This window comes from Paenibacillus sp. sgz302191 (assembly GCF_057749925.1).
On record NZ_JBYLHY010000033.1, the window covers coordinates 1 to 24135 of the forward strand.

Below are 24135 nucleotides of genomic sequence, written 5' to 3' on the forward strand. Positions count from 1 at the left end.
TATATATATATCGAATTATAGTAAATTGCAACCAAACGACACTCAACTACATGCGTGCCATCTCATCACGAATACCTTTATATGGATTTCATCCCACAGTTAGGGTTTTGTTTGCAAAGCCAGTGGGCTTTTGCGGTGGAAACGGCCCGTTTGGCGGAAAAGCCTGCGATTGTGCAGGAATTTCGGCTCAAAATGGCCTGAGCCCTGCGTATCGGCAGAAAAGCCTGCACTTTTGCAGGAATATTTTGCTGCAGGCGTATTGACGAGCAAAAAGCTGCACTTTTGCAGGCTTTTTGCTCGCTGCAGCACCGTGTGGGGTGACGTCTTGGGTGTTTTTGCAGCAGTTCTGCACGCCGCGCTGCCAAATAGTTGCGCTGCCTTAGCGGGTGCAGCTTTCCAAGTGTCTCAAAAGCGCAGGTTTCTGCGCACTGCCAGTGGTGCCCGTTTTTCGCGCTGCCGGACAGGCTTCCCTTCATGTCGCGGCGTGAGGGGGCCTTTGGGGACGGCCCCTTGGAGAAGCAGCCGCCGCGTCCGAGCGCGGCAGTGCGGCAATTTCGCCCGCGGAGCCGCTTGCCCGAGCCGTTTATCGGTCGCTGCCGGCCGGCATCTTACCCGGCGTAAAAGCTGGCGGGCATACCCTGCACGCCCGGCTTGACCCGGAACACGCCCCCGGCGTGCGGCTGCTCTTTCAGTTGCTCTTCGCTTAACCCGATGCGCGCCGTCGTTATGTACAATTCGTCGCAGCGCTCCCCGCCGAAGCAGCAGGAAGATACCCTGGCCGCAGGGATGCGGACGCAGCCCAGCTTCTCTCCCGTTGCCGGATTCCAGCGCGACACCTGCCAACCGTCCCACTGCGCGATCCACAGCATCCCCTCAGCGTCAACGGTCATGCCGTCCGGGAATCCTTCTCCCTCCGGGATCGACACCACAACCCGAGGATTACCCGGCGTCCCGCTCTCAAGATCGTAATCGTAAGCGACCACCCGCTTCGTCGGCGAATCGATATAATACATCACGCGGTTATCGGGGCTCCAGCCGAGCCCGTTGGATACCGTGACGTTGTCCAGCACCTTGCGGCACTCGCCGTGAATGTCCAGGCAGTACAGCGAGCCGCTCGGGCGCTGCTCCGTCATGTCCATCGTACCGGCCCAAAAGCGCCCTGCCGGATCGCATTTGCCGTCATTGAACCGGTTGCCCGGGTTGCCGGTCTCCGGTCCGGCCAGCCGGGTTAACTGCTCCCCCGCCGGGTCGAGCGAGTAGAACCCGTCCTGCAGCGCCAGCACCAAGCCTCCCTGCTCCCGCGGAACCGCCGCCCCGACCAAGTGGCCGACATGAATGGCGCGTTCCTCACCGGTAACGGGATTCAGCGTATGTACGCGCTTGCCCATAATATCCACCCACAACAACTGCCGGGTGCGATGGTCCCATACAGGCCCTTCGCCGAGCGTCGCTTTACCGTCCCATACAAGCTCAAGTTCCTGTCGATAGTGCTGCAAAATCCATTCCCCCGTCATCGTTTTATAGTGAACAAAATGAAGAAATAACCGCTTGTCTCCACTCCAACACTAACATAAATTCTGGAAGGATACGAACAAAAATTTAACGCACAAGCTGTGGTCTTGACCGCTGGCTGGGGCTTTCACGACGCAAGCTATGGCTCTCGCCGCTAGCTCTGGCCTTCGCGACGCTAGCCGTGGCTCTCGCCGCAAGCTGTCGCCTTCGCGACGCTAGCTGTGACCCTCGCAGCTGGCTGGGGCCACGGCCTGCAGGCTGCGGTCAATGCCCGCAGCCTGCGCGTTTTTTCATCAGCCGGGCCCTAGCCTTAGCCGATGTAAACTTCAATGGCGCCCGCCGTGAATACGTGCCGCCTGTTACCGGCGGGCACGTCGCCGGTGCGCGCCAGCTTGCTGCCGCTGGCAGCCTCAAGCTCCCGCCAGCGAGCCAGCAGCGGCGTCGAGAGGCTTTCGCTGATCGGCACGACGACATGCCCGGGGCGGATCAGCGAAAGCGTCAATCCGCTCAGCCCGTCCTCCATGCCGTGATGGGATGCTTTCCACACGGCGCTGTGCAGATCGGCGCGCCGGGCGAGGCGCGTCCAGCCGGGTTCGACCTGGTCGGCGCCGAACAGCACCGCAGACGCCGCGTCTCCATCCGCGGCGCACAGCCTGTACACCGAACTGTCGTCGTTGGACAGCTCGAAAAACTCGCAGAGCAGCCCGTCCGCATCGGCGGATCGCCGCTCGTAAGCGTCCAGCGCGGCCTCCAGCATCGCAAGCCCAGGCAGCGGATCGTCCGACCACGGATACAGATGGCGCAGCGTGAAACCTTCCCGGCTCCAGACGACGTCGGAAGCTTCCTGATCGTACACGCTGCGACAAACGATCGGAACGCCGCGCTCAAGCAGCAGATCGACCAACCGGATGTAATGCTCCAGCACCCGGTACGCCCGTTCAACGCCCGGATCGCGTTCCGGCTGTACGACGGAACGGGCGGGCAGATCAAACCGGGCATAGGGCAAAATCGCGCAGCCCACCTGCTTATGGGCAGCAATCTCGAGCAGACCGTTGACGTGATCCTCATGCAGATGCGTGAGGATCATCCAGTCGAGCCGGTCTGCGCCGTGCCGGTTCATCCAGGCGAGCGGGGTATCCTCCTGCTCGCCCGGTGCGCCGTCGCCTCCGTCGATGAGGGTGAGGCTGCCGGAAGGGAGGCGGATGAAATGGGCGTCGCCCCATCCGACGTTCAACATGTGTACGCAAGCGCTGCTCATGCGGACACCTCCTTGTGCGGTTCGCTGGCCTCGGCTGCGAACCAGTAAGCTTTGTCCCGGGGGATGCGGATATCGTACGTCCCCTCGGGATGCGGCACTTCGCTGTCCGCAAAAAAAGACTGCGAACCGATGTGAACGATGTGCCTGTACGCGGAGCCCAGGAACAAATGGCCCCGCACGGCGCCGGTCAATACGACCTCGCCGTCGGTTTCGATCGCCTGCAGCGGCTGCGCGCTATGCGGCTGCTCCAGACGCTCGCCGATGCGCGCATCGCCGGCGCGGACGACGAGCCGCTGCTCTTCCTTGCCGCGCAGCAGGCACAGCGTATGGCTCTCGCCGAGGAAGTGAGCCGTGAAATAAGTCGCAGGCCGGCAGTACACTTCCTGCGGCGTGCCCGCTTGCTCGATGCGGCCCTCGTTCATGACGACGACGTAGTCGGCCATCGAGAGGGCCTCCTCCTGGTCGTGCGTCACGTACAGCGCCGTGATGCCGAAAGCTTGCTGAATGCTGCGGATCTCCACCCGCAGCCGCTGTCTGACTTTGGCGTCGAGATTCGACAAAGGCTCATCCATGAGCAGCAGGTCCGGCTGCACGACGAGCGCCCGGGCCAGCGCAATGCGCTGCTGCTGGCCGCCGGAGTAGTGCTGCGGGTGCCGGCGGCGGACTTCGGAGACGTCGATCTCCACCCGCCGCAGCACGTCCAGCACCCGCCGCTCCCGCTCGGCGGCCGGTACTTTGCGCAGCTTGAGTCCGTACGCGACGTTATCGAAAACCGACATATGCGGCCACAGCGCATAGTTTTGGAACACCATCGCCGCGCCGCGCTGCTGCGGGCTCGCGTAGGTGACGTCCCGCTCACCGAAGCGGATAACGCCAGCGTCCGGCGCGAGAAAGCCGGCGAGCGTGCGGAGCAGCGTCGTCTTGCCGCAGCCGCTGGGGCCTACGATCGCCGTCAGGCCCCCTGAAGGCAGCTCCAGGCTGATGCCGGCAATTCCCCGGCTGCCGCCGTAATTTTTGGTCAAATTTTGAAGCTGAATTTGCATCGGTTTACACCCTCCCGAAAGCGCTCAAATATTCGGAGCGCATGAATCGCTGCAGCAAGAGCAGCAGCGCGATGCCCGGAACCATGAGCAGCAGGGCGGTAACGGAAGCAACCTGCATTTCATAGCCCATCGCCGCATTGTACATAAACACCGGCATCGTCAGCTGGAACGGCGCCCCGATCAGCAGGCTTCCGGTGAATTCGTCCAAAGAATACAGGAATACGAGCAGCGCCGCCGCGATCATCCCCGGAACGCTGAGCGGCAGCGTAATTGTGAAGAACGTCCGGCTGCGCGACGCTCCCAAATTGACAGCCGCATCCTCCATCGACAGCGAGACGGATTGGAACACGGACACCATCGTCCAGACGCAGAAAACGACGGCGCCGACCAGATGGATCAAAATAAGTCCGGTCTTCGTGCCGACGAGGTCCCAGCGGTACATCAGCTCCATCGTATTCGTAAAAACAGGAAGCTGCGGGAACGCCTGCGGCAGCAAAAACAGCAGCAGCAGCACCGAACGGCCCGGAACCCGATACCGTGCGATCCAATAGGAGACCGGCACGGAAATCAGCAGGCACACGACGGTGACAACGACGGCAATGCCGAAGCTGAGCGAAAGCGCATGCACCATTTTGCCCTCGAACACTTTGCTCCAGTAGCGCAGCCCCCATTCCGTCGGCAAGGCATGCGGCCAAAACCATTTATGCGCAAAAGACCACAGCGCCAGACTGGCAATCGGGCCCAATATAAAAAACAGCGCCGCCGCATATCCGGCCAACCGCAGCGACAACCGCCCTATGTTCATACTTTCGATACCCTCCTTATATAGTAAACGGCTGCGCCCATGGAAACGATATACGCAATAACGCCGATGGCATTGGCCGCACCCGAATTTTGCTGATAAATAAGCTGATAATACAGATCGATCATCAGCATCTGACGGCCGCCCCCGTCTCCCATCATGGCAGGTATGGAAAAGCTGCCCATCATCGACGTGAACGTCAGCACTGTCACGACGCCGAGCGAGCCTTTGCCCATAGGCAGCAAAATGTCCTTGATCAGCCTGATCCGGCCTGCGCCCATATTTCTGGCGGCATCCAGGTAGCTTTCATTGACCGATCTGTAGGAGCCGAGAATGAGCAGCAGCGCAAAGCCAATATTTTTCCACACCAATGCGATAATAAGGCCCGCGGTCGTAAAAGCGATCGACGGCATTTGATCCGGGTCGAACAGATGAAGCGTCATCAGCCCCGAATTGAGCGTCCCGTGGGGGGCCAAAAACACCCGCATCGCATGGCCGACCACGACAAACGGCACGAACAGCGGAATTTTGAACAAAAACTCGACAAACGGCCGCGCCTGCAGCCGAAGCAGCCCTCCGAGCAGAACGGACAGCGCCAGCAGGATGATGAGGCTTGCGGCCGACACGACCAGCGTAAACCAGATATCCCCGGCGTACAGCCGAAATACCGTTTGGTAATGCTGCCAGGTCCACCCGCCGTCTGCAGCTTGAAGGCTGGCAAGAAAAGATTTGGAAAAAGGATACACAAACAACGCGCCCACCAAGCAGACAGCGGGAGCCGCCCAAGCGGCCCCCAGCCATGCGCTTCGGCCGGACGCCTGCCGAACAGTCTGCAGTTTGCCTGCATCTGCTTGCATTCGTCTTCACCGCCTATGCGTCAGTATGTTCAGTTCGCTTCGTATGCCGTTTGCAAGTCTTTCAAATACTCAGCGAGCGGGAACGATTGGCCGCGTTTGCTGAGATCTTCCGCAGTTACATCCTTGAACAGCTTCTCCTTGCCTTTGTCGCTCACTTTCGGAAGCACGGCCGTGGCATCGATTCCGGGATACCAGCTGTTTTTTTCCACAATGACCGAAGCCTGAATTTCCGGGGAAGTGAGATAGTCCGCATACGCAGCGGCAGCCGCTTTGTTTTTGGCGTTTTTGGTGACGACGACGTACATCGGCTGGCCGGGCAGTCCCGGATCGACGACTTTCAGGCGCATATTCGGATTCAGACGCCCGTCTTCTTTCCACAGGTAAAACATATCCACCCATACGGGGCCCATGTCGATCTCGCCGCGGTTGAGCATGTCGAGCGTGCCGTTGTTTCCGTTCGTTATCGTGACCGGCAAGCTTTTGAGCTCTTTCAGAGCGGCAGGCCATTTGCTTTCCGGGTCGGCTTTGAAAGGACCTTCGCTCAGCGTCTTGTAATCGCCGGTTTTCCAGTATGTATAAGCCGTCGCGAAGGCAACCCCGCTCATGCCGTTTTTCACGCCGTTGTACCCGAAGCGCTTCGGATTGGCCTGAATCCAGTTCTTCACTTCCTCCATGCTGCTTGGAGGCTGCTTGATTTTATCGGGATTGTAGGCCAGCGCCACTTGGCTGTGAAAAAGCGGAATGACGTAGCCGTCGACATTCGTTCCGAGACTGTTCTTGCTGTCCGCGGATACTACGTAAGATTTATTGGCCGACTGAGGCACCCATTTTTCAAGCAAATCGTTGTCGATCAGTTGTTTCATAATGCTTTGATGAACGACCGCCACATCGATGTCCCATTCCGTTTTTCCGGCGTCCTTCTGGGCTTTCAGCTTTTCAAAAATCTTTTGCGAGCCCGCGTCCCCCGGGCCTGTGCCTACGACAGTCACCTCGGCGCCGCTGTGCAGCTTTTTGAATTCGGGAGCGACCGATTTTTCCTGCAGTTCCGTCATGTTCGTGTCCCCGGCTGTGGCGACGCTGATTGCCCCGATCCGGGCGCTTTTGTTCTCTTCTTTCTTCGCCGTCCCGGCCGTTTCCGCCGTCTGAGCCGAACTTGCCTGATTGTCGGCCTTTCCGCAGCCCGCCAGCAGGGAGAGCATCATGATACCGGCCATCGCAATTTGGATTCCTCTACGCATATTCCCCATCCTTGCATTCAAATTTTTTGCCAGGTATGCTGTCTAGACACCCTGTATGTCCTATTATGCAAATGAAGTATTATTCCAATATCATCCTCAGGTTAAGCTTTAGTAAATCGAAGTGCGGGGAAGCGCGGCAGGGGACCGGCGGCCAAAAACAAAAAAAGGCTATCCGCAAGGCCAGTACGGCCCCGGATAACCTTATCCAAATTAAAGCGTGATCCCTTGTGGTTCGGTTTCCTTCCACTTGTAGGTCAACAGCGACGACAGAAATACGAGCGCAAGCCCCTGTCCCCAACCTTGAATCCGTTGTTGCGCAACGCCTTTGTACCCTTCCGCATCCTTCATAACGGCCGTGCCGGCGGAAACTCCGGTTACGGTCCCGTTGGCGCTTACGCGGTTCAGCACACCGCCCGCCGCTTTCTGAATCTGCCGGTTGTACAGCGGGGAACCGACAGCTTCGTTGAAACGCACCAGACCTGCCGCCAGGCCGGCGGAACCGGACGTCTCGGTATATGCGGCAGAATCGTTCAGAACCGTATGCCACAAGCCGTCGTCCGCTTGAAGGCGGACCACCGCGCTTAGCTGGTCTCTGAGGGAATCGTATATTTTCATATAGGACGGATGCGTAACTTCCACGGAAGCCAAAGCTTGGCCCATCGTATAAGCAGCCCAACTGTTGCCTCTTGCCCAGTATACAGCCGACATATTGTTCAGCCCAATGTTGTCCCAACCGTGGTAATACAAATTCGTATCCGCATTTTGCAAAAATTGCTCATGACCGTGATATTGCAGCAGACCGTCTTCCAAATAATCGTTGCGGCCCAGCATCGTTCCGATCCGAATGAGAAAATACCCTGCCATAAACATCGTATCCACCCATGCTTGCTCCGGAAAATCATAGTTTTGCGAAACCGTATGCTGGAAAATGCCTCCGGCAAACCGGACGGCATCATGTTTCAAATGCTCGGCCATCTTCACTGCAGTCTCCAGATAGACTTCCTTCTTCGTCGCTTCATACAAACTGAGCAGAGTATGGCCGATGGATACGGCATTGACGGTCAGCGGCGGAATTCCTTCTTCCAACTGCTCGTCCACCCATTTTATCGTCATATTTAAATAGGCTTCGTTCCCGGTAGCTTCGTAAGCGCGGCTAATTCCGTAAAAAGCGACCCCCGCCGGCCAATCCCAAGTAAAATCCATATGGCCCGTTCTCTCTACGATGAGATCCATAACGTGCCGGATCTTGGATTCGTCGATTTGAAGCAATGGCATAAACATCTCCCTCTCTATTTAAGGTTGTCCCTCCTCCCGGTACTGTCCCGGGGTCATGCCTACCGCTTTACGAAAAGAGCGGATGAAATTGGCGGCGTTGTTGTACGTCAACCGTTCGGCGATTTCGGAAATTTTCATATTGCTCGACTTCAGCCACTTCTTCGCCATTTCAATCCGGTATTGAGTCAAATATTCGCCGAAGTTAACGCCGGTTTCTTGGCGAAACACCCGGCTTACATAATGAGGATGGGAATTGATCCGCGAAGAGCACCCTTCCAGCGTCAGCTCCGAGTCGAATTCTCTCTGAATCATGTCGATCACGGCTGCGGAAATGTGCTTGAATTGGGACTCGCGCCTGCTGCCGAGCTCCAGAACGAACGGAGCTACAAACGTAGTCCAAAACCACTGCTCGATTTCTTCCACCGACCGCAGCTTGAACAAGGACTGAATGAACGAGGCTTCGTCCCGGTGAATAAGCGCCGTCGGAATGGAAAATTCCTGTCCGAACCGGATCAGATCGACCAACAGACGCAGCAAAAACAACTGGTAGTCCTGATGCCGCATATGGTGCTGGTACAGGCCCCCGATAAATTCCTTCAATAACTGCGCGGACTGCTCCGGATTGCCGGTCCGCATAGCATCGAACAAAGCTTGCTCGCTTTCCTGCGGAAACGAATACAAGCTGCTTTTTTGTGGCTGTACGTCGTCGATAAAAAGGATCGACTCCTCTCCCAACCCCACTCTGTATTTCAGCGCGGTTACCGCTTCCTGAAACGCCTGCGGCGCCTCGGCCATTAAGGTAAAGGAGCGGCTGATCCCCATGCTCACCTTGATATCCAGGTACTCATAAATCGCTTTTTGAATCGTATCGGAGAGCGAAAAAATATGTTCCCGGAAGTCAGCCTTCTTCTCTTCCTGCGAGCCGATGATCGTCACTTGGCAATCCGCCGTTACAATGGGCACAAGCCTGTGCTCGAAAGGAATCAATTCGCCGACGATATTGCTGACGGCAAACATCAGCAGGTCCCGGTCCGACTCTGCATACCGGGTATTTTTCAGCGTGTCGATCTGCACGGCGAGGACGGCCATGACAGGCCAGCGGTGCTTGATGCCGTACAGCCCCAATTTGGCTTCGAATTCGGCCGGCTTGATCGTGCCGTGAAACAATTTTTGCACGAAAAATTCTTTCAACTGCACCTGCTGCCCTTTCAGCTCGTTCATGAGCAGGGATTGGCTCTCAATTAAATAATCGACCCGTTCGCCGATGAACTGCAGGTCGCCGCTCTTGTGCCCGTCGGAAGCGGAGACCGCTCCTCTCGTAAGCGCGGTGTAAATGGACTGGATGGGACTATACATTTTTTTCGACCCTAACCAGGCGAGAATCAACGTGACCAGCAGGATGCCCATGCACACCAGCAAAGTAAACCAGCCGATAATTTTGTTATGCTCGTTGATCTCCACGATCGACGCGACGGAGACGTAGTTCCAGCCGTTATAGAGCGATTTGCGGTAAGTGACGGCCACTTTTTCGCTTCCCATGGAGGCTGTGTATTGTCCGTCCGCGTCCCCGCTTGCCATGACCGGTTTCAAGTAGGCTTCATCGGCCCAACTGCTGCCCAGCAACGCGCGGTCCGGGTGTCCGATGACGTTGAAGTCCCGGTCCAGGAGAAAGGTGCTGCCCTTCTTGCCGTTATGCAGCGTAACAAGTTCCTTCAACGCTTCCGTGGACAGCTCGACGCAGACGAGCCCTTTCGGATTCATAGCGTTGAACGGATACTTTTTCACGAAATAGATCGATTGCAGCGGGCCTCCGGCCGTATTTCCGCGTAAATCGCTTGTCCAGAAAGAGCCTCCCGGCAAATAAGAGAACGCTTCCATTCTGGCTTTAAAGCCAGGAACGCTGTATTCGTTCACCCCGCTGCTGCTGACGATCCAACGTTTGCTCATGCTGTACAGGTAAACATCCTTGATGCCGAGCTCATACGTCTGAATTTGCGCGATTCCCTGGAACAGCTCATGGACCAGCTCAAAATCCTTGTTTGAAATTTCATTGTCAAAGGCGGATGTGACAGCCGGCGATTGGAGCAGCTGCGTGGCGGAAGTGTCCACGGTTTTGAGAATTTGCTCGACGCTCATCTGCGTTTGCTGCAGCAGCTGCTTGTTGCCCTCGTTGACTTTCTCCTGCACCGTCCGGGACGAGTTCCAGTAAGCGAACGTACCGAGCACGATAACCGGAATCGTACCGATCATGACGGAAAACAGCATAAGTTTCAACAAGTATGAGGGGGGTCGGGTAAGTTTCATTCAGCCTCCATTACAGGTTCCCTAAAATACTCTTCAAGTTTACATATAAATTTTCGAAATTGCCATTACGTTATTTATTCGCGGTCTTCGCGTACTCGGCGTTGATTTCCTCCATAACCTTGCCGCCTCCGCTTTGCTGCCATTTATCAAGCGCCTGCTTCCAGCCGGCCTCGTCGATCGAGCCCATGATGAATTTGACTGCCGCGTCATCGATAATTTTGGAAAGCTCTTTCCCCTTCTCGATCTCGGTATTGGAGATGAACGCAGCGGCAGGGTTAGCCAGGGCAATGGCCGCGTTGTCCTGATAAAGCTTATCGCGGAGCTTCTCCAGCTCTTTGCCGTAGCTGACGACTTCATTTTGCATCACCATAAACTGGTTGCCGTCTACGATTTCCGCTTTCGCTTTGGGATCGGAGTTCGGCTGGTAATTGCCGTTCTCCACCGTGAACTGCTTGCCCTCGATCCCGTATTTCATCAGGTTCTGCACGTCTTTCCCCGATACTTTGTCAAAATAAGCGAGAATTTGCTTGAATTCAGCTTCCGTCTTCACGCTCGTTTTCGGAATCATGTACACGCCCAGATAGCCTGCTCCTGCGCGTACCCGTTCGCCTTTCGGACCGGAAATGCGGTTAATCAAATTAATTTTCGCTTTCGGATCGATTTTTTTGATATTCTCGTCAATCGTTACGCTGTCGTGCATATTGCCGATCCAAAGTCCGGCTTGCGCCTTGTTCATCACTTGCCGGCCGTCTTTGACGATGGCGAAGTCCTGATTGATTATTTTTTCATCATACAATTTCTTGTAAAACTTCAGCGTATCCAGGTAAACGGAGGTCAAATGCGCCGGGACGAGCTTGCCGTCCTTCAGCTCCCACTCATTCGGACCGCCCAGGAAAACCATAATATCTTTAAAACCGGCGAGCGTGCTGCCCTCCATTCCCATGGCCAGCCCGATCGTATCCGCTTTGCCGTTCTTATCCGGATCGCCCGTCGTAAACGCCTTCAGCACGTTGTAAAGCTCTTCCATGTTTTTCGGAGGCTTCAAGCCCAAATTATCCAGCCAATCCTGGCGGATCATCAAGCCGTAACGCGACAGATCGCGCTCGCGGTAAACCCCGTAAATTTTGCCGTCTATGGAAATGTTCTTAAGCACGATGTCCGACATTTTGCTCAAATTCGGGTAGTTTTTCAGATACGGGCCGACTTCCCAGAACATTCCCGCGCGGGCGGCGTTCACAATGAATGAGGCTTTCGGCTCCCAACGCGACAAACGTCTTGGGCAATTCGCCGGATGCGACCGTAGCGCTTAATTTATCCGAGTAAGACGTCGAGGGTACCCAGGTCACCGTAAGGCGGGTGTCCGTTTTGTCCATAAGCTGTTTCAAGACCGCGCTGTCCGCCGGCATTTGCTCAGGGTTGTATGAGGGCAGCATCATCGTAAGATTGAGCGGCCCCTGCTTCCCGGCAGCGTTCGAGCTTCCTTGCGGACCTGCAGCATCCTTGCCGCCGCAGGCCGAAACGGCTAAAGCTAATGAAGCGAGTAATGCGGCCGACTTCAGCCCGATTTTCTTTTGCCGGATTCCGTTCATCTTTTTCATCTTGGTATAATCCTCCCTTGTATTCATGGGCATAGCAGCGTCTATCCTTTGACGGAGCCCAGCAGCACGCCCTTGGCGAAATGCTTTTGCAAAAACGGGTATACAGCCAATATCGGCAGCGTCGATATGACGATAACAGCCATTTTGACCGACTGTTCCGGGGGAGCGACATAGTCCGCATCCATCTGGGTCGTGTCCCCGATCCCGCCCGAGGCTAGTATGACGACCTGTCTTAACAGCACTTGAATCGGCCATTTGGTATTGTCATTGATGTATAAAATGGCGCTAAAGAACGTGTTCCAATGCCCAACCGCGTAAAATAAAGAAAAAGTGGCGATAGCGGGTAAGGACAGCGGCATGACGATTCGAAAAAGAATACCCAAGTCGCTGCAGCCGTCGATTTTGGCCGATTCTTCCAGGCCGTCCGGCAGCTGCTGGAAAAAATTCCGCATAATAATCAGGTTAAAAGCGCTGATGGCGCCGGGGAACAATAACGCCCAATACGAATCGAGCAAGCCCAGCTGCTTGACGACCAGGAACGTCGGAATCATCCCGCCGCTGAACAGCATCGTGAACAGAACGAGCAGCATGATCGGTTTGCGGAAATCCATGTCCCGCCGGGCGAGCGGATAGGCCGTCAGGCACGTAAAGAAAATGTTGATAAGGGTGCCGGCAACCGTAATAAATACGGTAACAAGCAAGCTTCTGGCAAGCGTCTGCGTGGAAAAAATATACTTGTACGCGTCAAGCGAAAATTCCGTCGGAAACAAGAGGAACCCCCGCATCAGCAGTTCTTTTTGCGTGGCGAACGAGCCGGCGGCGACATAAATAAAAGGGGCTGCCGTAATGAATGCGAACAGGGACAGCAGCGTCACATTCAGGCCGTCGAACAGCCGGTTCCCCCAGGTTGGTTTGTGCGGCATGGCGTTCAGACCCTCCTTTCTAGTAAATTCCTTCTTCTCCGAACTTTTTGGCCAAATAGTTGGAAACGGCTACAAGAATCAAGCCGGCAACCGATTTAAACAGACCGACAGCCGTGCTGAAGCTGTACTGCCCTTGACTCATCCCGACCGAATACACATACGTGTCGAAAACTTCGCCGATCTCGCGATTCATCGCATTCAGCATCAAAAATATTTGCTCGAAGCCGGTATCGAGAAAATTGCCCAGGCGCAAAATCAATAAGATGACGATCGTCCCGCGGATCGCCGGCAGCGTAATGTGCCACAGCTGACGGAAGCGGTTCGCTCCGTCCATACGGGCCGCCTCGTACAGCTGCGGGTCGACGCCGGCAATCGCGGCAAGGAAAATGATCGTCCCCCAGCCGGTTTCTTTCCAGATGACTTCAGCCGTAATCATCGTCCTGAACCAGTCAGGGCTGAGCAGAAAGTTAATTTTCTGTCCGCCGAACCGGACCAGCAACTCATTGACGATACCGCCTTCGGTCGTAAAAAAGATGTAGACGATCCCGACGACGACGACCCAGGACATGAAGTGCGGAATGTAAACCAAAGTTTGGAAAATCCGTTTGTGAAGCTCTTTTCTTAATTCGTTCAGCATGAGCGCAATCACAATCGGAAGCGGGAAAAAAAACACAATATTATAAAAAGCCAAAATCAGAGTGTTGCGAAAAAGCATCGTAAAGTTCGAATCGTTAAACAGCCGCTCGAAGTGCTTCAACCCGACAAACGGACTGTTCCAAAAACCGAGAAAAGGCTGATAGTCTTTGAAAGCGATAAATATTCCGTACATGGGCCAGTACTTAAAAACCAAAAAGTACAGAAGACCGGGCAAGACCATCGCATACAGCCACCGGTTCCGCGCCAGCCTTTTCCGCATCACGGACGGGCTTGCAGCCGCGGGTACAGGCGCCTCCATACTTGTTTCCATATTGCTTCCTTCCTTCCTTTCTTCTCTCAGCAGCCTGATGGGATATGAGCTCCATGACGAGTTCCTTTGCGGAGCAGCTTGCAACCAAATTTATAGTAACGGCGGCATCCGATTTCCGTCCATAGTCCCTGCTTGATCACCTTAAAAGCCCGAAAAATAAAGGAACATACGGTTTTGCGAACGGTAAAACAGTCTTTTATTGAGCTTGTTGTCACTAGTTCATTTTTGTTGTTGATCCAAAAAGAACAAGGCTACCCGGGCCGATAACGACCCGGATAACCTTGTTCGCCGCTTCTATGAGCTTCAGCGGGCGCGCTGCACCCAAAATTTGAACACATCGTTGCGAAAATAATCGTTGGAAAATAAAATCGGCAAATGATCCTCATCGTAATGAGTCTGCTTGATCAACAGCACCGGCGTGCCCGCATGCATGCGAAGCTTGGCTGCTCCCGCATCATCCTGGGGCGGCACGATCAGCTCGGCATTGGCGCTAACCAGGCGGATTCCGCATTCCGATTCGAGGAACTGCATCAGCGAGCCTTTCAGCTTGCTGCGCGCGAACGCTTCGCCTACTTTTGCATACGGCATGATGTTCACATTGTAGGAAACCGGCTCGCCGTTGGCCGTCCGGACCCGCTCGTTCACAATCACTTTCGATCCCGGAGCGATTTCCAAAAAGTCCGCCCACTCCTCCTCTGCCGCAAGAATGCGAATGCTCTCCTCGCACTCGCCTTCCTCCAAACCCGCGCTGCGAATCATTTCCGACGTCGAGCTCAGCCGGTCGAGAGCGCTCGGTATAGGCTGCACCGGACGAATGACGAAGCGCCCGATGCCGCTCTTCACCCGAAGCAGGCCCTCGCGCTCAAGCTGCTTAACCGCGGCGCGGAACGTCTCCCGGCTGACGCCGAACCGGTCGGCCATCTCCATCTCCGACGGAAGCCTGGCGCCCACAGGAAGCTCGCCCGTCCGAATTTGCCTCGCCAATTCCTCTTTGATCTTGATGTAATTGTGCTTCATTCCCGCATTCAACCGCCCTAATCGTAAAATATCGCTTCAGCGATTTCATCGTCACCCGGATTATGTAAAACGAGGATGTCTAGACTTGTCTAATTGTAGAAAGCTTTTATCAACTTATGATAAATCGAATGTTAAAAAAACGTAAACTGCTGTTTTCTCTAACAACTCCTCGATAGCTCATATATCCGATACTTTAAAATCATTTTTCTATATTTTTGTTTATTATTTATATATTTTCTGTATTTATCGTCACAAATCGGTTAGGATGATAATAAAGATAAAGTATAAGGTTTTGAGAAAAGAGGTATGACTATGGCAAAAACACCCTTTGCTGCAGAAGAGCTGCCATTAAAAAATGAACGAATTAATCCGCTGCTTTTTATCCGGGAATTGATTGAAGCAAACAAAAAAGTAGCTCAGTATCAGGTGTTGCTGCAAAACACCAAACTCCCTTCACAATTATTATTGAATCCTGTTATGTTGCATGAGGCCGTTCAATCAACCAAAATCGAAGGTACCCAGGTAACTCTTGATGAGGTTTTGGAGGTCGAGGCCCAGAGCAGGAAAAACAATAAAGACATTCAAGAAGTTTTAAACTATTATCACGCACTTCGCGAAGGAATGGACAAGTTAGCGTTCCTCCCCATTTCTACAAGGCTTTTCAAGACGATGCATATTACATTAATGTCGAATGATGTTCGCGGGAGCAATCGTTCTCCTGGAGAGTATAGAAAAATACAAAATTTTATAGGTCCTGAAGGTTGTACGATAGAGACAGCCACTTATATCCCTCCTTCGCCTCAATTAGTAGATCACTTTATGAGTAATCTTGAAAAATATATTAACGAGCCTAAAGACGACTTTGATGAATTAATTCGGGTTGCCATCATCCACGCTCAATTCGAAACTATCCATCCGTTTCTTGATGGCAACGGGAGAATTGGAAGAATTCTAATACCTTTATACTTATTTAATAAAAAAGTCATTGATTATCCTAATTTCTTTTTAAGTGAAGCATTAGAAAAGGATAAACATAAGTATTATCGATTCCTAAATGATACAAGATATAAAGGGGATTGGAACCAGTGGATCAAATTTTTTCTAGAGGCGATTATACTCCAGGCTAACAAAAATATCCATTTAATCAATGATGTTAACCAACTCTACGAGCATGATTTGAATATCGCCCAGTCGTTAATAAACAGTAGTAACGTGAAAAAATTGATTGATGCAATTTTTCAAAAACCAATATTCACCGTGCACTCTATTTCTTCAACCGCTGAGTTATCAGAAGCAACCTGCAGAAGATATTTGTCAATTCTTGAAACCCAAAGAATCATTTTTTCGGATGGCAAACAAAGATCTAAAACATATTACTATTACAATCTTCTCGATAAATTGCGTTAGTAACGATTAGGCTGAACTGATGAGCTTGAATATTCTTAGTAGTGCTTCACCGTACCATACAGCAAAAAGCCATTTCCCCAAGTGAAATATGGTTCTCGTGTAGCCTTCCATACATTGAAGAAGTGCCTATCGTGGCTTCTTTAATGATGGAAGTTAGGAGAGTAGAACCCCGATTAATCCCGCGGAAACACCAATCCTTAACGTTAACATGTCATCTCTCAAATAACAGATTCTCACGGATCAAATCATATGCAGGTTTTATCCCCAACCTATTAAAAAACTCATCTGTAAACTTAATGCTAGATTCCACTGCCCATTTTGAACATCCAAATCCAAGACACTTATCTGGAAAATAAGCATTCCCTGATTGTGAAAATATTCTGCAAGATTCGAATTTGTTTTTTAAATTTTTCTCAAACTTATGCCGCGGAGTAGAACCATCTAGCGTTTCATCAGCAATCCATTCTGGTTTATAATGTATAAGATCATTCCTTAAACTAATCAAAAAGTTAATGTCTTGATATGGCTGTTGTCCCTTATCAAACTTACTTCTATTGGCCAGTGTAAGTGCAATTTGATACTTTTCTAAAATCGGTCTCCGCTCAAAATCCAACTCCCACATACCACCCATCATAGCAACTGACCTCAAATCTAACCTTGCAAACTTTTCATTTCGTGGATGAATGCCAGCATGCATCTCTTGTATATCACAAAAAAGCTCATTTATTGATGCCTCTAAAAAAGATGTTGCCGAAAATATGCTTCCTGTTACATAAGCTTTGTTTATTGATACTAAGCTTGAGGGAAATTGAATAAAATCGTTTTGAAATTGATTCTCAACTTCATAGCTCTTCTTTGCCATATAAGATGCTGAAATAATATGCTGGACCGAGAAATATACTCTAGTTGCGCTCTTAATTGAAATATTATTTTCCATAGCATAACTCCTTACTATCTAAGTTTTATAGTCAATAAAATCATCAGAAAAACAAATTGTGTATTGGATAAAGGATGAATTCATCAGCCTTCTTTGAATGCTGAGATTCTCGTCATAGAAGAACGACAAGCTGACAAGGCGTCGATTTGCCCAGCCGATCTTAGTTTCGAAAGTTATACCAAGATGCTCAACAAAGAGCACAAACGGTATATCATTACCAAAGCATCGAAGTTGAATTAGTCCATCGAGATCGCCTCGTCCATCCTCAGGAAGTGCACCAATCGCCCCGAACAAAAAAAGGGGACCCAACCGGCGGGGTCGGGTCCAAAGAGTTTATATTAAAAAGGGGGTCTTGTTAATCATCATACCCTGCAATTGTTATCGGAGCGTAACGGCAATGTTCCAGTTTTGTTACATTTTTATTTCCGCCGTTCGATTTTGCGCGAAAACGGCGAACTTACGGGCAGGGCGCGCCAAAAAAGTTCTTATACTTTTGGTACAAAGTACAGGCCCAGCCCGCCGCGTCCGCTTTCTCTTGGGTGGCGTGCTGCTTTTGCCGCAATCCCCATGATCTGCGTTCCGATCGGCGGCCAGCCCCCCGGAGATCCCTGCATTTCGGACAACGCCCTCCGATGCCCACCGCGCAGCACTTTATTTCAAAAATATTTTATGATTGACAAGAAAGAAAAACGCCTGTTATTATTCAATGTATAATTCCAAGTAATCTAATGAGATTAATCGCAATTGGGTGGTGTCACGGTGGGTAATAAAGTATTCAAAGCCACGGTTCGTTCCGTGCTGATAGGCTATCTGATCGTTCTGCTGCTGCTGCCTATCGGATCCATTTATGTAAAAGGCTTTTCCTTCGGATGGCAGCCTTTTTGGGCGGAAGTGACGGGCCCGCTCGCATGGAAATCCGTGCTGCTGACGATTAAGCTCAGCGTCTTCTCCACGTTGATCGAAGCGGTCGTCGGCACGCTGATTGCTTACGTGCTCGTGCGCTACTCTTTTCCGGGCAAGGGCCTTTTGAACAGCATGGTCGACCTCCCCTTTTCGCTCCCGACTTCCGTAGCCGGACTGATGTTCCTGACCTTGCTCGGTCCGAAGAGCCCGCTTGGTATTTGGCTGGATCAGCTCGGAATCCATCTGCTGTACAATCAGACGGCTATCGTTATCGGTCTCGTTTTTGTCACTTTTCCGTTCGTGGTGCGCACGGTGCAGCCCTTGCTGGAACAGCTCGATCCTGCGGAGGAGCAGGCCAGCTTCACGCTCGGCGCGGGCAAATTTCACACTTTCCGCAAAATCGTTTTGCCCGCCATCGTCCCCGGCATCGTCGCCGGAAGCATGCTGGCCTTCTCGCGGGCGCTCGCCGAATTTGGCGCGATCTCGCTGATCTCCGGCAACTTGCCCGGCAAGACGATGGTCGTCTCCGTCTACATTTACGGCGAGACGCAAAATTTTAACCCGGAGGGCGCGGCCGCGCTTTCTATCGTGCTCCTGACATTGTCTTTCCTCATTTTGTGGGCGATCAACGTGCTGACGCGCGGAAAGGGGCGACTGGCATGAGAAGGCTGCTGATCGGATTTACTTTTGCCGTCATTTTTCTGCTCATCATCTTACCGTTCCTCGGCATCGGCTTCAGCGCGTTTCAAAACGGGGCCGGCGAATTTTTCGATTCCCTGTCTCGTCCGGAAGCTTTGCACGCGATGTACATCTCTTTGCTTATCGTCGTCATCGTTACTTTGCTCAATGCGATCGTCGGCATCTACTTATCGATAGAAATCGTCCGCGGCGCCTGGATCGCCCGCTGGCTGAAGCCGATTATCAATGCGGTCGTCGACCTGCCGTTTGCGGTTTCGCCGATCATCGTCGGCTTGATGGTCATTCTGCTGTTCGGTCCGAACACAGCGCTCGGCACTTTCTTCGAGGCGCACAATATGAAAATCGTGTACGCGCTGCCCGGGATGGTCATCGCTACGATGTTCATCACCTTCCCGCTGATGGTGCGCGAAGTCGTTCCGCTGCTGGAGGAAATCGGCACGCAGTCGGAGGAAGCGTCCACGACGCTCGGCGCCGGCTCCTGGCGCACGTTCCTGCAAATTACGTGGCCTTCCATCCGCTGGGGAGTCCTGTACGGACTCGTGCTGACGATTGCGCGTTCACTCGGCGAATTCGGTTCGATTCTGGTCGTCTCCGGCAACGTCATCGGCCAAACCCAGACGGCGACTACGCTCGTGTACCAAGATGCGGAAAATTTCAATCTCGTTGCCGCAAACAGCCTGGCATTCGTGCTTGGTCTCGTTTCGATTACGATTTTGCTCATACTGGAATGGATGAAAAAACGAAGGGAGAGGCAGCTCCATGCACATTGAGGTCAATAACCTGAACAAATCGTTCGGACAGTTTCACGCGATCAAAGACGTCAACTTCAGCATCGCCAAAGGGCATCTGGTCGGGCTTATCGGTCCCAGCGGAGGCGGCAAAACCTCCATCCTGCGCATGCTCTCAGGCCTGGAGAGCCCGGACACCGGCAGCATTTTTTTCGACGGCAAGCTTGCGACGGATTTGCCCGTGCAAAAGCGGGGCATCGGTTTCGTCTTTCAAAATTATGCGCTGTTCAAGCATATGACGGTGTTCGACAACGTCGCTTACGGGCTCAAAGTGTTGAAAAAGCCCCGCGATTACACCGCCGACCGCGTATCGCACTTGCTCGGCTTGATGGGGCTCGCCGGCAGCGAGCGCAAATACCCCCATCAGCTGTCTGGCGGCCAGCGGCAGCGGGTCGCGTTCGCCAGAGCACTTGCTCCGGAGCCGCAGCTGCTGCTGCTCGACGAGCCGTTCGCCGCGATCGACGCCAAAATCCGCAAGGAGCTGCGCCTGTGGCTGCGCAACCTGATCGACGAGTTCAAGGTGACGACGCTGTTTGTCACCCACGATCAGGACGAAGCGATCGAAGTCGCCGACGAGATCATCATCGTGCAGCAGGGCCGAATCGAGCAGCAGGGCACGCCTTGGGAAATTTATACGAAGCCGGCCTCCTCGTTCGTCGCTACTTTTATCGGGGAATCGAATACGGTTTCGCACTATGTGCCGCTGAACGGCTTCCCTTATCTGGACGAACTGCAGCAGGACGGCCGGTGGCCAACCGACGCGAAGGTGCTGATCCGGCCCGAAGCGATCGAGGTGCGCCCTCACGATACGACGTATTTGGCGTCGGCGGGGCAGCCCGGCACCGTGACGCATGCGCATTTCCGGGGCGACTCGTGGTACCTCGAAATCGAGACCGGTTCGCTCAAGCTTTTCGCCTACCAGTCCATTAAAGAAAGGCAGTACCGGCCCGGCGATGAAGTCAACATTTTAATCCATCACCTATCGGTGTTTACGGCAAATGAAACGAAGCTGCTGGAAAATCAGGCGAAGCAAGATCCGATGCCTGTTTTTATCTAAACAAATTGATCAAGCGAAGGGGAGTTGGATTTTATGAAAAGCAAGAAAACGTTAGGCATGATGGCGGCCGCACTATTGACGGCAAGCGTTGCCTTGGCCGGATGCGGTTCTGCGGGGAACAGTGCAAGCTCGCCGGCGGCGGCAAGCCCTGCGGCTGCGGCGGGCAGCAGCGCTCCGGCTGCAGCCGGTTCGCCTAAAACGGCGGAAGGCGGCAAAGTGACGATTTCCATCGGCGCTTACTCGATTTTGAAAGATTCGCTTGACGCCATCATCCCGCTTTTTAAAGAGCAATGGCAAAAGAAAACCGGGCAAACCGTCGAGTTCAAAGAGTCGTATCAAGCATCCGGCTCCCAGGCGACGGCAATCATTCAAGGCTTTGAAGCCGACATCGCACCGCTGTCGCTGGAAGGAGATATCCAGAAAATCGCCGAGAAAGGCTTGATCACGAACGACTGGAAAAGCAAACCGCACGGCGGGATGATCACCGCCTCCATTGCCGCCATCGGCGTGCGCGAAGGCAATCCCAAGCAGATCAAGGATTGGAGCGATTTGACGAAACCGGGCGTCGAAGTGCTGATTCCGAACCCGAGCACGTCGGGCGGCGCCAAATGGGACATCAACGCCATATACGGAGCTGGCCTCAAAATTTCCGAAGCAGCCGGCAAAAAAGATCCCGCGCAAGCGAAAGATTTGCTGACCAAAGTGTACAAAAACATTAAGGTGCTGGACAAAAGCGGCGCGGATTCGTTGACAACCTTTGACAAAGGGGTTGGCGACGCCATCGTCACTTACGAGAACGAGCTGATCGCCCGCATCAAAAGCGGCCAAAAATACGAGGAAGTCGTGCCGAAATATACGACCTCCATCGAGAATCCGGTCGCGCTCATCGACAAATATGTAGACAAACACGGCAACCGCGAAGCCGTCGAAGCGTTCCTCAACTTCCTGTGGAGCCCTGAAGCGCAAAAGATTTTCGCCGAAAAAGGCTTCCGCTCCGTCGATCCTGAGATCGCGAAGCAGTATGAGAAAAACTACAAAACGCCGGAAGGCCTGTTCGATATCAACTACTTGGGCGGCTGGAACCAGGTGAATAAGGAGCTGTACGGCAAAGGCGCGATTTGGGAGACGATTTTGGCCGAAGGCGGAGCGAAATAGCAGAGGCGGAGGGCCTTCTGCCCTCTGCCTGAATGTCCGGCTCGTGTATCATTCCACGCGTAAGGACGAAGCAGCACTGTCTCAGGCTGCCGCCAAAGCGACGTCCAAGCCATTCGCGCAGCGGCCGGACGCCGGGAGGTCGCTCAGGCACCGGGGGATCCACCAAGTGCCCCGGTGGCGTGCAAAGCCTGCAAATGTACAGGCTTTTTCGATGGAAATGGCTCGATTTTGGGAAAAGCCTGCAAATGTGCAGGCTTTTTCGCTCATGAAGGGCTCATCGCGAAGTTTTAGTAGAAAAAGCTGCACATTTGCAGGAATATTCTCAGGCAAGCGTATTACGGAACAAAAAGATGTATTTTTGCAGGTTTTCTGCGCGTTGCAAGTAGATGTGCTGGGAGTCTGTCCGATGAACCACAAAAGTAGCTCCGTCGGACAGACTCCCAGCTCCTGGCGGGCGATTTTTCAGTCTAATTTTTTACAGGTTTTCAGCAGTGCATTGACAGGAGTCAGAGCCAGGCTTCGGCGGACGAGTTTCACGGCAGTCTGACTAGTTTTGCGGAATGACGGGCCCGGCTCATCTAACGGATGTGTAGGCGCGGCCGGCCGACGGACATAACAAGAGGCTATCCTCAGTTGCGGGGTAGCCTCTTGTTTGGCGTTTCGCGACTCGGCGAGACACTCGCAGAAATCCGGGGCGGGATCAGCCGGACTCGGGCCGGACCCGGGGCGCGTACGGTTGGCGGTTATTTGTTATAAATTCTGTATAACAAAACCGCCGCTTCCGCTCTCGTGGCGCTGCCTAGCGGATGTAAAGCGCTGCCGTCCCCCTCCACGATTCCGGCTCTGACCATGGCGGCTACGTCGTTCACCGCGTAGGAAGCGACTTCCGCCCTGTCCGCGAACCGCGCAAGGTCCGCCTCGGCGCCCCCAGGACTCGATTTGCCGGCCAGCTTCATAGCTCTTGACATGAGCACCATCATATCCTGTCTGGAAATGGGCGACTGCGGATTAAAGCGATTGTTCCCCTCGCCCTCCGCAAGCCCCAGCTGCTTGGCAACGCCTACGGCTTCAAAATAATAGTCCGCGGAAGCGACATCGCTGAAATTGCTTGTAACCCGGGCGCTCAAGCCGAGCGCTTTGGTTATTAAAATCATAAAATCCGCCCGGGTGATGATAGCGCCCGGATTGTAGGCCGTCTCGGAGGTACCGGATATGACTCCTTTGGATGCCATGACTTCGATCGCTCGCCTGGCCCAGCCGAACGAACCGAGATCGTCGAACGTTTTCACCGCATAAGCGATCGCAAAGGCGCTGAAATGGGTCGTCGTGAAGCTGACTTTTCCGCTAGCCGGATCATATTTGCCGCTGGGAATCGCCTGCGCCCGGTTTTGCGCATCCAGATACCAGATGACGATATGCTCCGGATTTTTCAACTCTCCTTCCGCAGGCTGATATGGGATCGCAACCGTCACGGCGGTATCGGGATTGCTGAACGGGATGACGCTGCCGTCTACGGCAGCATGCAGCTCTATAACCGGCCTGCCGCCGATTTTGCTGCGGAGTTCGCCCGGCAACCGGCTCGTGTCGGCCCGGCCGATGCGTAAGCCGACCTCTTTGGCCGAGGACAAATCGACGCCGCTCAGCATGTCCGTGCGTATCGTCGCGGCCGCAATATCGGTGATCAGCGACAAGGTCAGGCCCTTCGATGCGGGCGAGAACAGGCCGGCGTCGACAATCAGCTCATACCGGTCGGCCCCGGCGCTTCGGGCAATTTCGACCGTAACATCATTGCCGCCGGCTTCTCTCGCTTTGTTCAAAATGTCGGCAGTCAGTCTGGCCGACGCCATGCCGGTCGCGCTATCCAGCTGCGCCTCCAAAATAATCCCGCTGCCGTTCACTTCCCCTTGTGCCGAAGGCGGGCTCGCAGCGGACGGCGGCGATGGCGAAGAAGAGGAGCCGGAGCCGGAGCCGGAACCGGAATCCGTCGCCGTCGCGACTTTGAAAGCCGCGCTCTCCACCGCGTCGGCGTCCTGCCCTCCCGCTTTCACGGTATAAGTTCCGTTTATTTTTTGCCTGAGCGTATAGCTGAACTGAAATTGTCCGTTGGCCGCAGTTGTTCCCTGGTCCAAATAATCGAGTTGATTCAGCGGATTCCGCACCTGAACGGTCACGATGCTTCCAGCGGCCGTCCCCAGCGAGCCCGAAATCGTCACTTTTCCCGAATTTTCATCCAGCGATGCTTGTACGGTGACCTGCGAAGCCGACGCGCCCGGAATGCAAATGCCAAAGCACATCAAAGCCGTCAGCAGGACGATGATCGTTCTTTTCAAACAGATTCCTCCTCCGAATTCCGAATGGGGGAATGGGAAAGGGCGGCACGTCCGCCTCCCCATCT

At 53.6% G+C, this 24135-nt stretch carries 21 protein-coding genes; 6 read left to right on the plus strand and 15 right to left on the minus strand.

What is annotated here, in order from left to right:
- Nucleotides 1–263 (plus strand): hypothetical protein (locus AC3G2T_RS32135; RefSeq protein WP_488438058.1); only part of this gene is annotated, 263 nt, incomplete at its 5' end.
- A gap of 345 nt (nucleotides 264–608) precedes the next feature.
- Here the strand turns inward: AC3G2T_RS32135 and AC3G2T_RS32140 are convergent.
- From AC3G2T_RS32140 to AC3G2T_RS32200, 13 genes are all read right to left on the minus strand, one after another.
- On the minus strand, nucleotides 609–1496 hold the full coding sequence (locus tag AC3G2T_RS32140; RefSeq protein ID WP_474680239.1) for an SMP-30/gluconolactonase/LRE family protein: 888 nt from the start codon (nucleotides 1494–1496) through the stop codon (nucleotides 609–611).
- Between the two features lie 326 nt (nucleotides 1497–1822).
- Nucleotides 1823–2770 carry a ComEC/Rec2 family competence protein gene (locus tag AC3G2T_RS32145; protein WP_488438059.1) on the minus strand — a complete coding sequence of 316 codons (948 nt, stop codon included), beginning with the start codon at nucleotides 2768–2770 and terminating at the stop codon, nucleotides 1823–1825.
- The gene (locus AC3G2T_RS32150; protein WP_474680237.1) at nucleotides 2767–3813 is read right to left on the minus strand and encodes an ABC transporter ATP-binding protein; all 1047 of its coding nucleotides are present in this window, start codon (nucleotides 3811–3813) and stop codon (nucleotides 2767–2769) included. The genes AC3G2T_RS32145 and AC3G2T_RS32150 overlap by 4 nt, the downstream gene beginning before the upstream one ends.
- 4 nt (nucleotides 3814–3817) lie before the next feature.
- On the minus strand, nucleotides 3818–4618 hold the full coding sequence (locus AC3G2T_RS32155; RefSeq protein WP_474680236.1) for an ABC transporter permease: 801 nt from the start codon (nucleotides 4616–4618) through the stop codon (nucleotides 3818–3820).
- A complete protein-coding gene (locus tag AC3G2T_RS32160) occupies nucleotides 4615–5472 on the minus strand; it encodes an ABC transporter permease (RefSeq protein ID WP_474680235.1) in 858 nt (285 codons plus the stop codon). The genes AC3G2T_RS32155 and AC3G2T_RS32160 overlap by 4 nt, the downstream gene beginning before the upstream one ends.
- A 29-nt stretch (nucleotides 5473–5501) precedes the next feature.
- Complete coding sequence (locus AC3G2T_RS32165) at nucleotides 5502–6710, minus strand: extracellular solute-binding protein (protein ID WP_474680234.1); 1209 nt, start codon at nucleotides 6708–6710, stop codon at nucleotides 5502–5504.
- A gap of 210 nt (nucleotides 6711–6920) precedes the next feature.
- Nucleotides 6921–7985, minus strand: coding sequence for a glycoside hydrolase family 88/105 protein (locus tag AC3G2T_RS32170; RefSeq protein WP_474680233.1), 1065 nt, complete (start codon nucleotides 7983–7985; stop codon nucleotides 6921–6923).
- A gap of 18 nt (nucleotides 7986–8003) precedes the next feature.
- Entirely contained in the window at nucleotides 8004–10289 is a 2286-nt protein-coding gene (locus tag AC3G2T_RS32175; protein WP_474680232.1) for a helix-turn-helix domain-containing protein, read from the minus strand.
- Between the two features lie 70 nt (nucleotides 10290–10359).
- A complete protein-coding gene (locus tag AC3G2T_RS32180; RefSeq protein ID WP_474680231.1) occupies nucleotides 10360–11526 on the minus strand; it encodes a type 2 periplasmic-binding domain-containing protein in 1167 nt (388 codons plus the stop codon).
- Nucleotides 11435–11887: a hypothetical protein gene (locus tag AC3G2T_RS32185; protein ID WP_474680230.1), complete on the minus strand. Its 453-nt coding sequence runs from the start codon at nucleotides 11885–11887 to the stop codon at nucleotides 11435–11437. The genes AC3G2T_RS32180 and AC3G2T_RS32185 overlap by 92 nt, the downstream gene beginning before the upstream one ends.
- A 41-nt stretch (nucleotides 11888–11928) precedes the next feature.
- A complete protein-coding gene (locus tag AC3G2T_RS32190) occupies nucleotides 11929–12810 on the minus strand; it encodes a carbohydrate ABC transporter permease (protein WP_474680229.1) in 882 nt (293 codons plus the stop codon).
- Between the two features lie 19 nt (nucleotides 12811–12829).
- Nucleotides 12830–13765 (minus strand): ABC transporter permease, encoded by a 936-nt coding sequence (locus tag AC3G2T_RS32195; RefSeq protein WP_474680265.1) that lies wholly within the window; start codon nucleotides 13763–13765, stop codon nucleotides 12830–12832.
- 315 nt (nucleotides 13766–14080) lie between these two features.
- Nucleotides 14081–14794, minus strand: coding sequence for a GntR family transcriptional regulator (locus tag AC3G2T_RS32200; protein ID WP_474680228.1), 714 nt, complete (start codon nucleotides 14792–14794; stop codon nucleotides 14081–14083).
- 312 nt (nucleotides 14795–15106) lie between these two features.
- On the opposite strand from AC3G2T_RS32200, the gene AC3G2T_RS32205 reads away from it, so the two are divergent.
- Entirely contained in the window at nucleotides 15107–16201 is a 1095-nt protein-coding gene (locus AC3G2T_RS32205) for a Fic family protein (RefSeq protein WP_474680227.1), read from the plus strand.
- A 211-nt stretch (nucleotides 16202–16412) separates the two neighbouring features.
- Here AC3G2T_RS32205 and AC3G2T_RS32210 read toward each other — a convergent pair whose 3' ends face one another.
- The gene (locus tag AC3G2T_RS32210; protein WP_474680226.1) at nucleotides 16413–17138 is read right to left on the minus strand and encodes a hypothetical protein; all 726 of its coding nucleotides are present in this window, start codon (nucleotides 17136–17138) and stop codon (nucleotides 16413–16415) included.
- Nucleotides 17139–17897: 759 nt separating this feature from the next.
- On the opposite strand from AC3G2T_RS32210, the gene cysT reads away from it, so the two are divergent.
- Genes cysT through AC3G2T_RS32230 form a run of 4 tightly spaced genes read left to right on the plus strand, consistent with a single transcriptional unit; the run spans nucleotide 17898 to nucleotide 21740 of the window.
- Complete coding sequence (gene cysT, locus AC3G2T_RS32215; protein ID WP_474680225.1) at nucleotides 17898–18704, plus strand: sulfate ABC transporter permease subunit CysT; 807 nt, start codon at nucleotides 17898–17900, stop codon at nucleotides 18702–18704.
- Nucleotides 18701–19510: a sulfate ABC transporter permease subunit gene (locus AC3G2T_RS32220; RefSeq protein ID WP_474680224.1), complete on the plus strand. Its 810-nt coding sequence runs from the start codon at nucleotides 18701–18703 to the stop codon at nucleotides 19508–19510. The genes cysT and AC3G2T_RS32220 overlap by 4 nt, the downstream gene beginning before the upstream one ends.
- On the plus strand, nucleotides 19500–20585 hold the full coding sequence (locus tag AC3G2T_RS32225; RefSeq protein ID WP_474680223.1) for a sulfate/molybdate ABC transporter ATP-binding protein: 1086 nt from the start codon (nucleotides 19500–19502) through the stop codon (nucleotides 20583–20585). Before AC3G2T_RS32220 ends, AC3G2T_RS32225 begins: the two co-directional genes overlap by 11 nt.
- 33 nt (nucleotides 20586–20618) lie before the next feature.
- Nucleotides 20619–21740 carry a sulfate ABC transporter substrate-binding protein gene (locus tag AC3G2T_RS32230; RefSeq protein ID WP_474680222.1) on the plus strand — a complete coding sequence of 374 codons (1122 nt, stop codon included), beginning with the start codon at nucleotides 20619–20621 and terminating at the stop codon, nucleotides 21738–21740.
- A gap of 743 nt (nucleotides 21741–22483) precedes the next feature.
- Here AC3G2T_RS32230 and AC3G2T_RS32235 read toward each other — a convergent pair.
- Nucleotides 22484–24070 carry an S-layer homology domain-containing protein gene (locus AC3G2T_RS32235; RefSeq protein ID WP_474680221.1) on the minus strand — a complete coding sequence of 529 codons (1587 nt, stop codon included), beginning with the start codon at nucleotides 24068–24070 and terminating at the stop codon, nucleotides 22484–22486.
- Nucleotides 24071–24135 lie beyond the last annotated feature (65 nt).

What these genes read in the sequence shown, in the direction of transcription:
- AC3G2T_RS32205 (WP_474680227.1), top strand. Translation starts at nt 15,107, where the DNA reads ATGGCAAAAACACCCTTTGCTGCAGAAGAGCTGCCATTAAAAAATGAA.
- AC3G2T_RS32160 (WP_474680235.1), bottom strand. Translation starts at nt 5,472, where the DNA reads ATGCAAGCAGATGCAGGCAAACTGCAGACTGTTCGGCAGGCGTCCGGC.
- AC3G2T_RS32165 (WP_474680234.1), bottom strand. Translation starts at nt 6,710, where the DNA reads ATGCGTAGAGGAATCCAAATTGCGATGGCCGGTATCATGATGCTCTCC.
- AC3G2T_RS32170 (WP_474680233.1), bottom strand. Translation starts at nt 7,985, where the DNA reads ATGCCATTGCTTCAAATCGACGAATCCAAGATCCGGCACGTTATGGAT.
- AC3G2T_RS32195 (WP_474680265.1), bottom strand. Translation starts at nt 13,765, where the DNA reads ATGGAGGCGCCTGTACCCGCGGCTGCAAGCCCGTCCGTGATGCGGAAA.
- AC3G2T_RS32175 (WP_474680232.1), bottom strand. Translation starts at nt 10,289, where the DNA reads ATGAAACTTACCCGACCCCCCTCATACTTGTTGAAACTTATGCTGTTT.
- AC3G2T_RS32185 (WP_474680230.1), bottom strand. Translation starts at nt 11,887, where the DNA reads ATGAAAAAGATGAACGGAATCCGGCAAAAGAAAATCGGGCTGAAGTCG.
- AC3G2T_RS32150 (WP_474680237.1), bottom strand. Translation starts at nt 3,813, where the DNA reads ATGCAAATTCAGCTTCAAAATTTGACCAAAAATTACGGCGGCAGCCGG.
- AC3G2T_RS32210 (WP_474680226.1), bottom strand. Translation starts at nt 17,138, where the DNA reads ATGGAAAATAATATTTCAATTAAGAGCGCAACTAGAGTATATTTCTCG.
- AC3G2T_RS32220 (WP_474680224.1), top strand. Translation starts at nt 18,701, where the DNA reads ATGAGAAGGCTGCTGATCGGATTTACTTTTGCCGTCATTTTTCTGCTC.
- AC3G2T_RS32225 (WP_474680223.1), top strand. Translation starts at nt 19,500, where the DNA reads ATGCACATTGAGGTCAATAACCTGAACAAATCGTTCGGACAGTTTCAC.
- AC3G2T_RS32230 (WP_474680222.1), top strand. Translation starts at nt 20,619, where the DNA reads ATGAAAAGCAAGAAAACGTTAGGCATGATGGCGGCCGCACTATTGACG.
- AC3G2T_RS32200 (WP_474680228.1), bottom strand. Translation starts at nt 14,794, where the DNA reads ATGAAGCACAATTACATCAAGATCAAAGAGGAATTGGCGAGGCAAATT.
- AC3G2T_RS32145 (WP_488438059.1), bottom strand. Translation starts at nt 2,770, where the DNA reads ATGAGCAGCGCTTGCGTACACATGTTGAACGTCGGATGGGGCGACGCC.
- AC3G2T_RS32155 (WP_474680236.1), bottom strand. Translation starts at nt 4,618, where the DNA reads ATGAACATAGGGCGGTTGTCGCTGCGGTTGGCCGGATATGCGGCGGCG.
- AC3G2T_RS32190 (WP_474680229.1), bottom strand. Translation starts at nt 12,810, where the DNA reads ATGCCGCACAAACCAACCTGGGGGAACCGGCTGTTCGACGGCCTGAAT.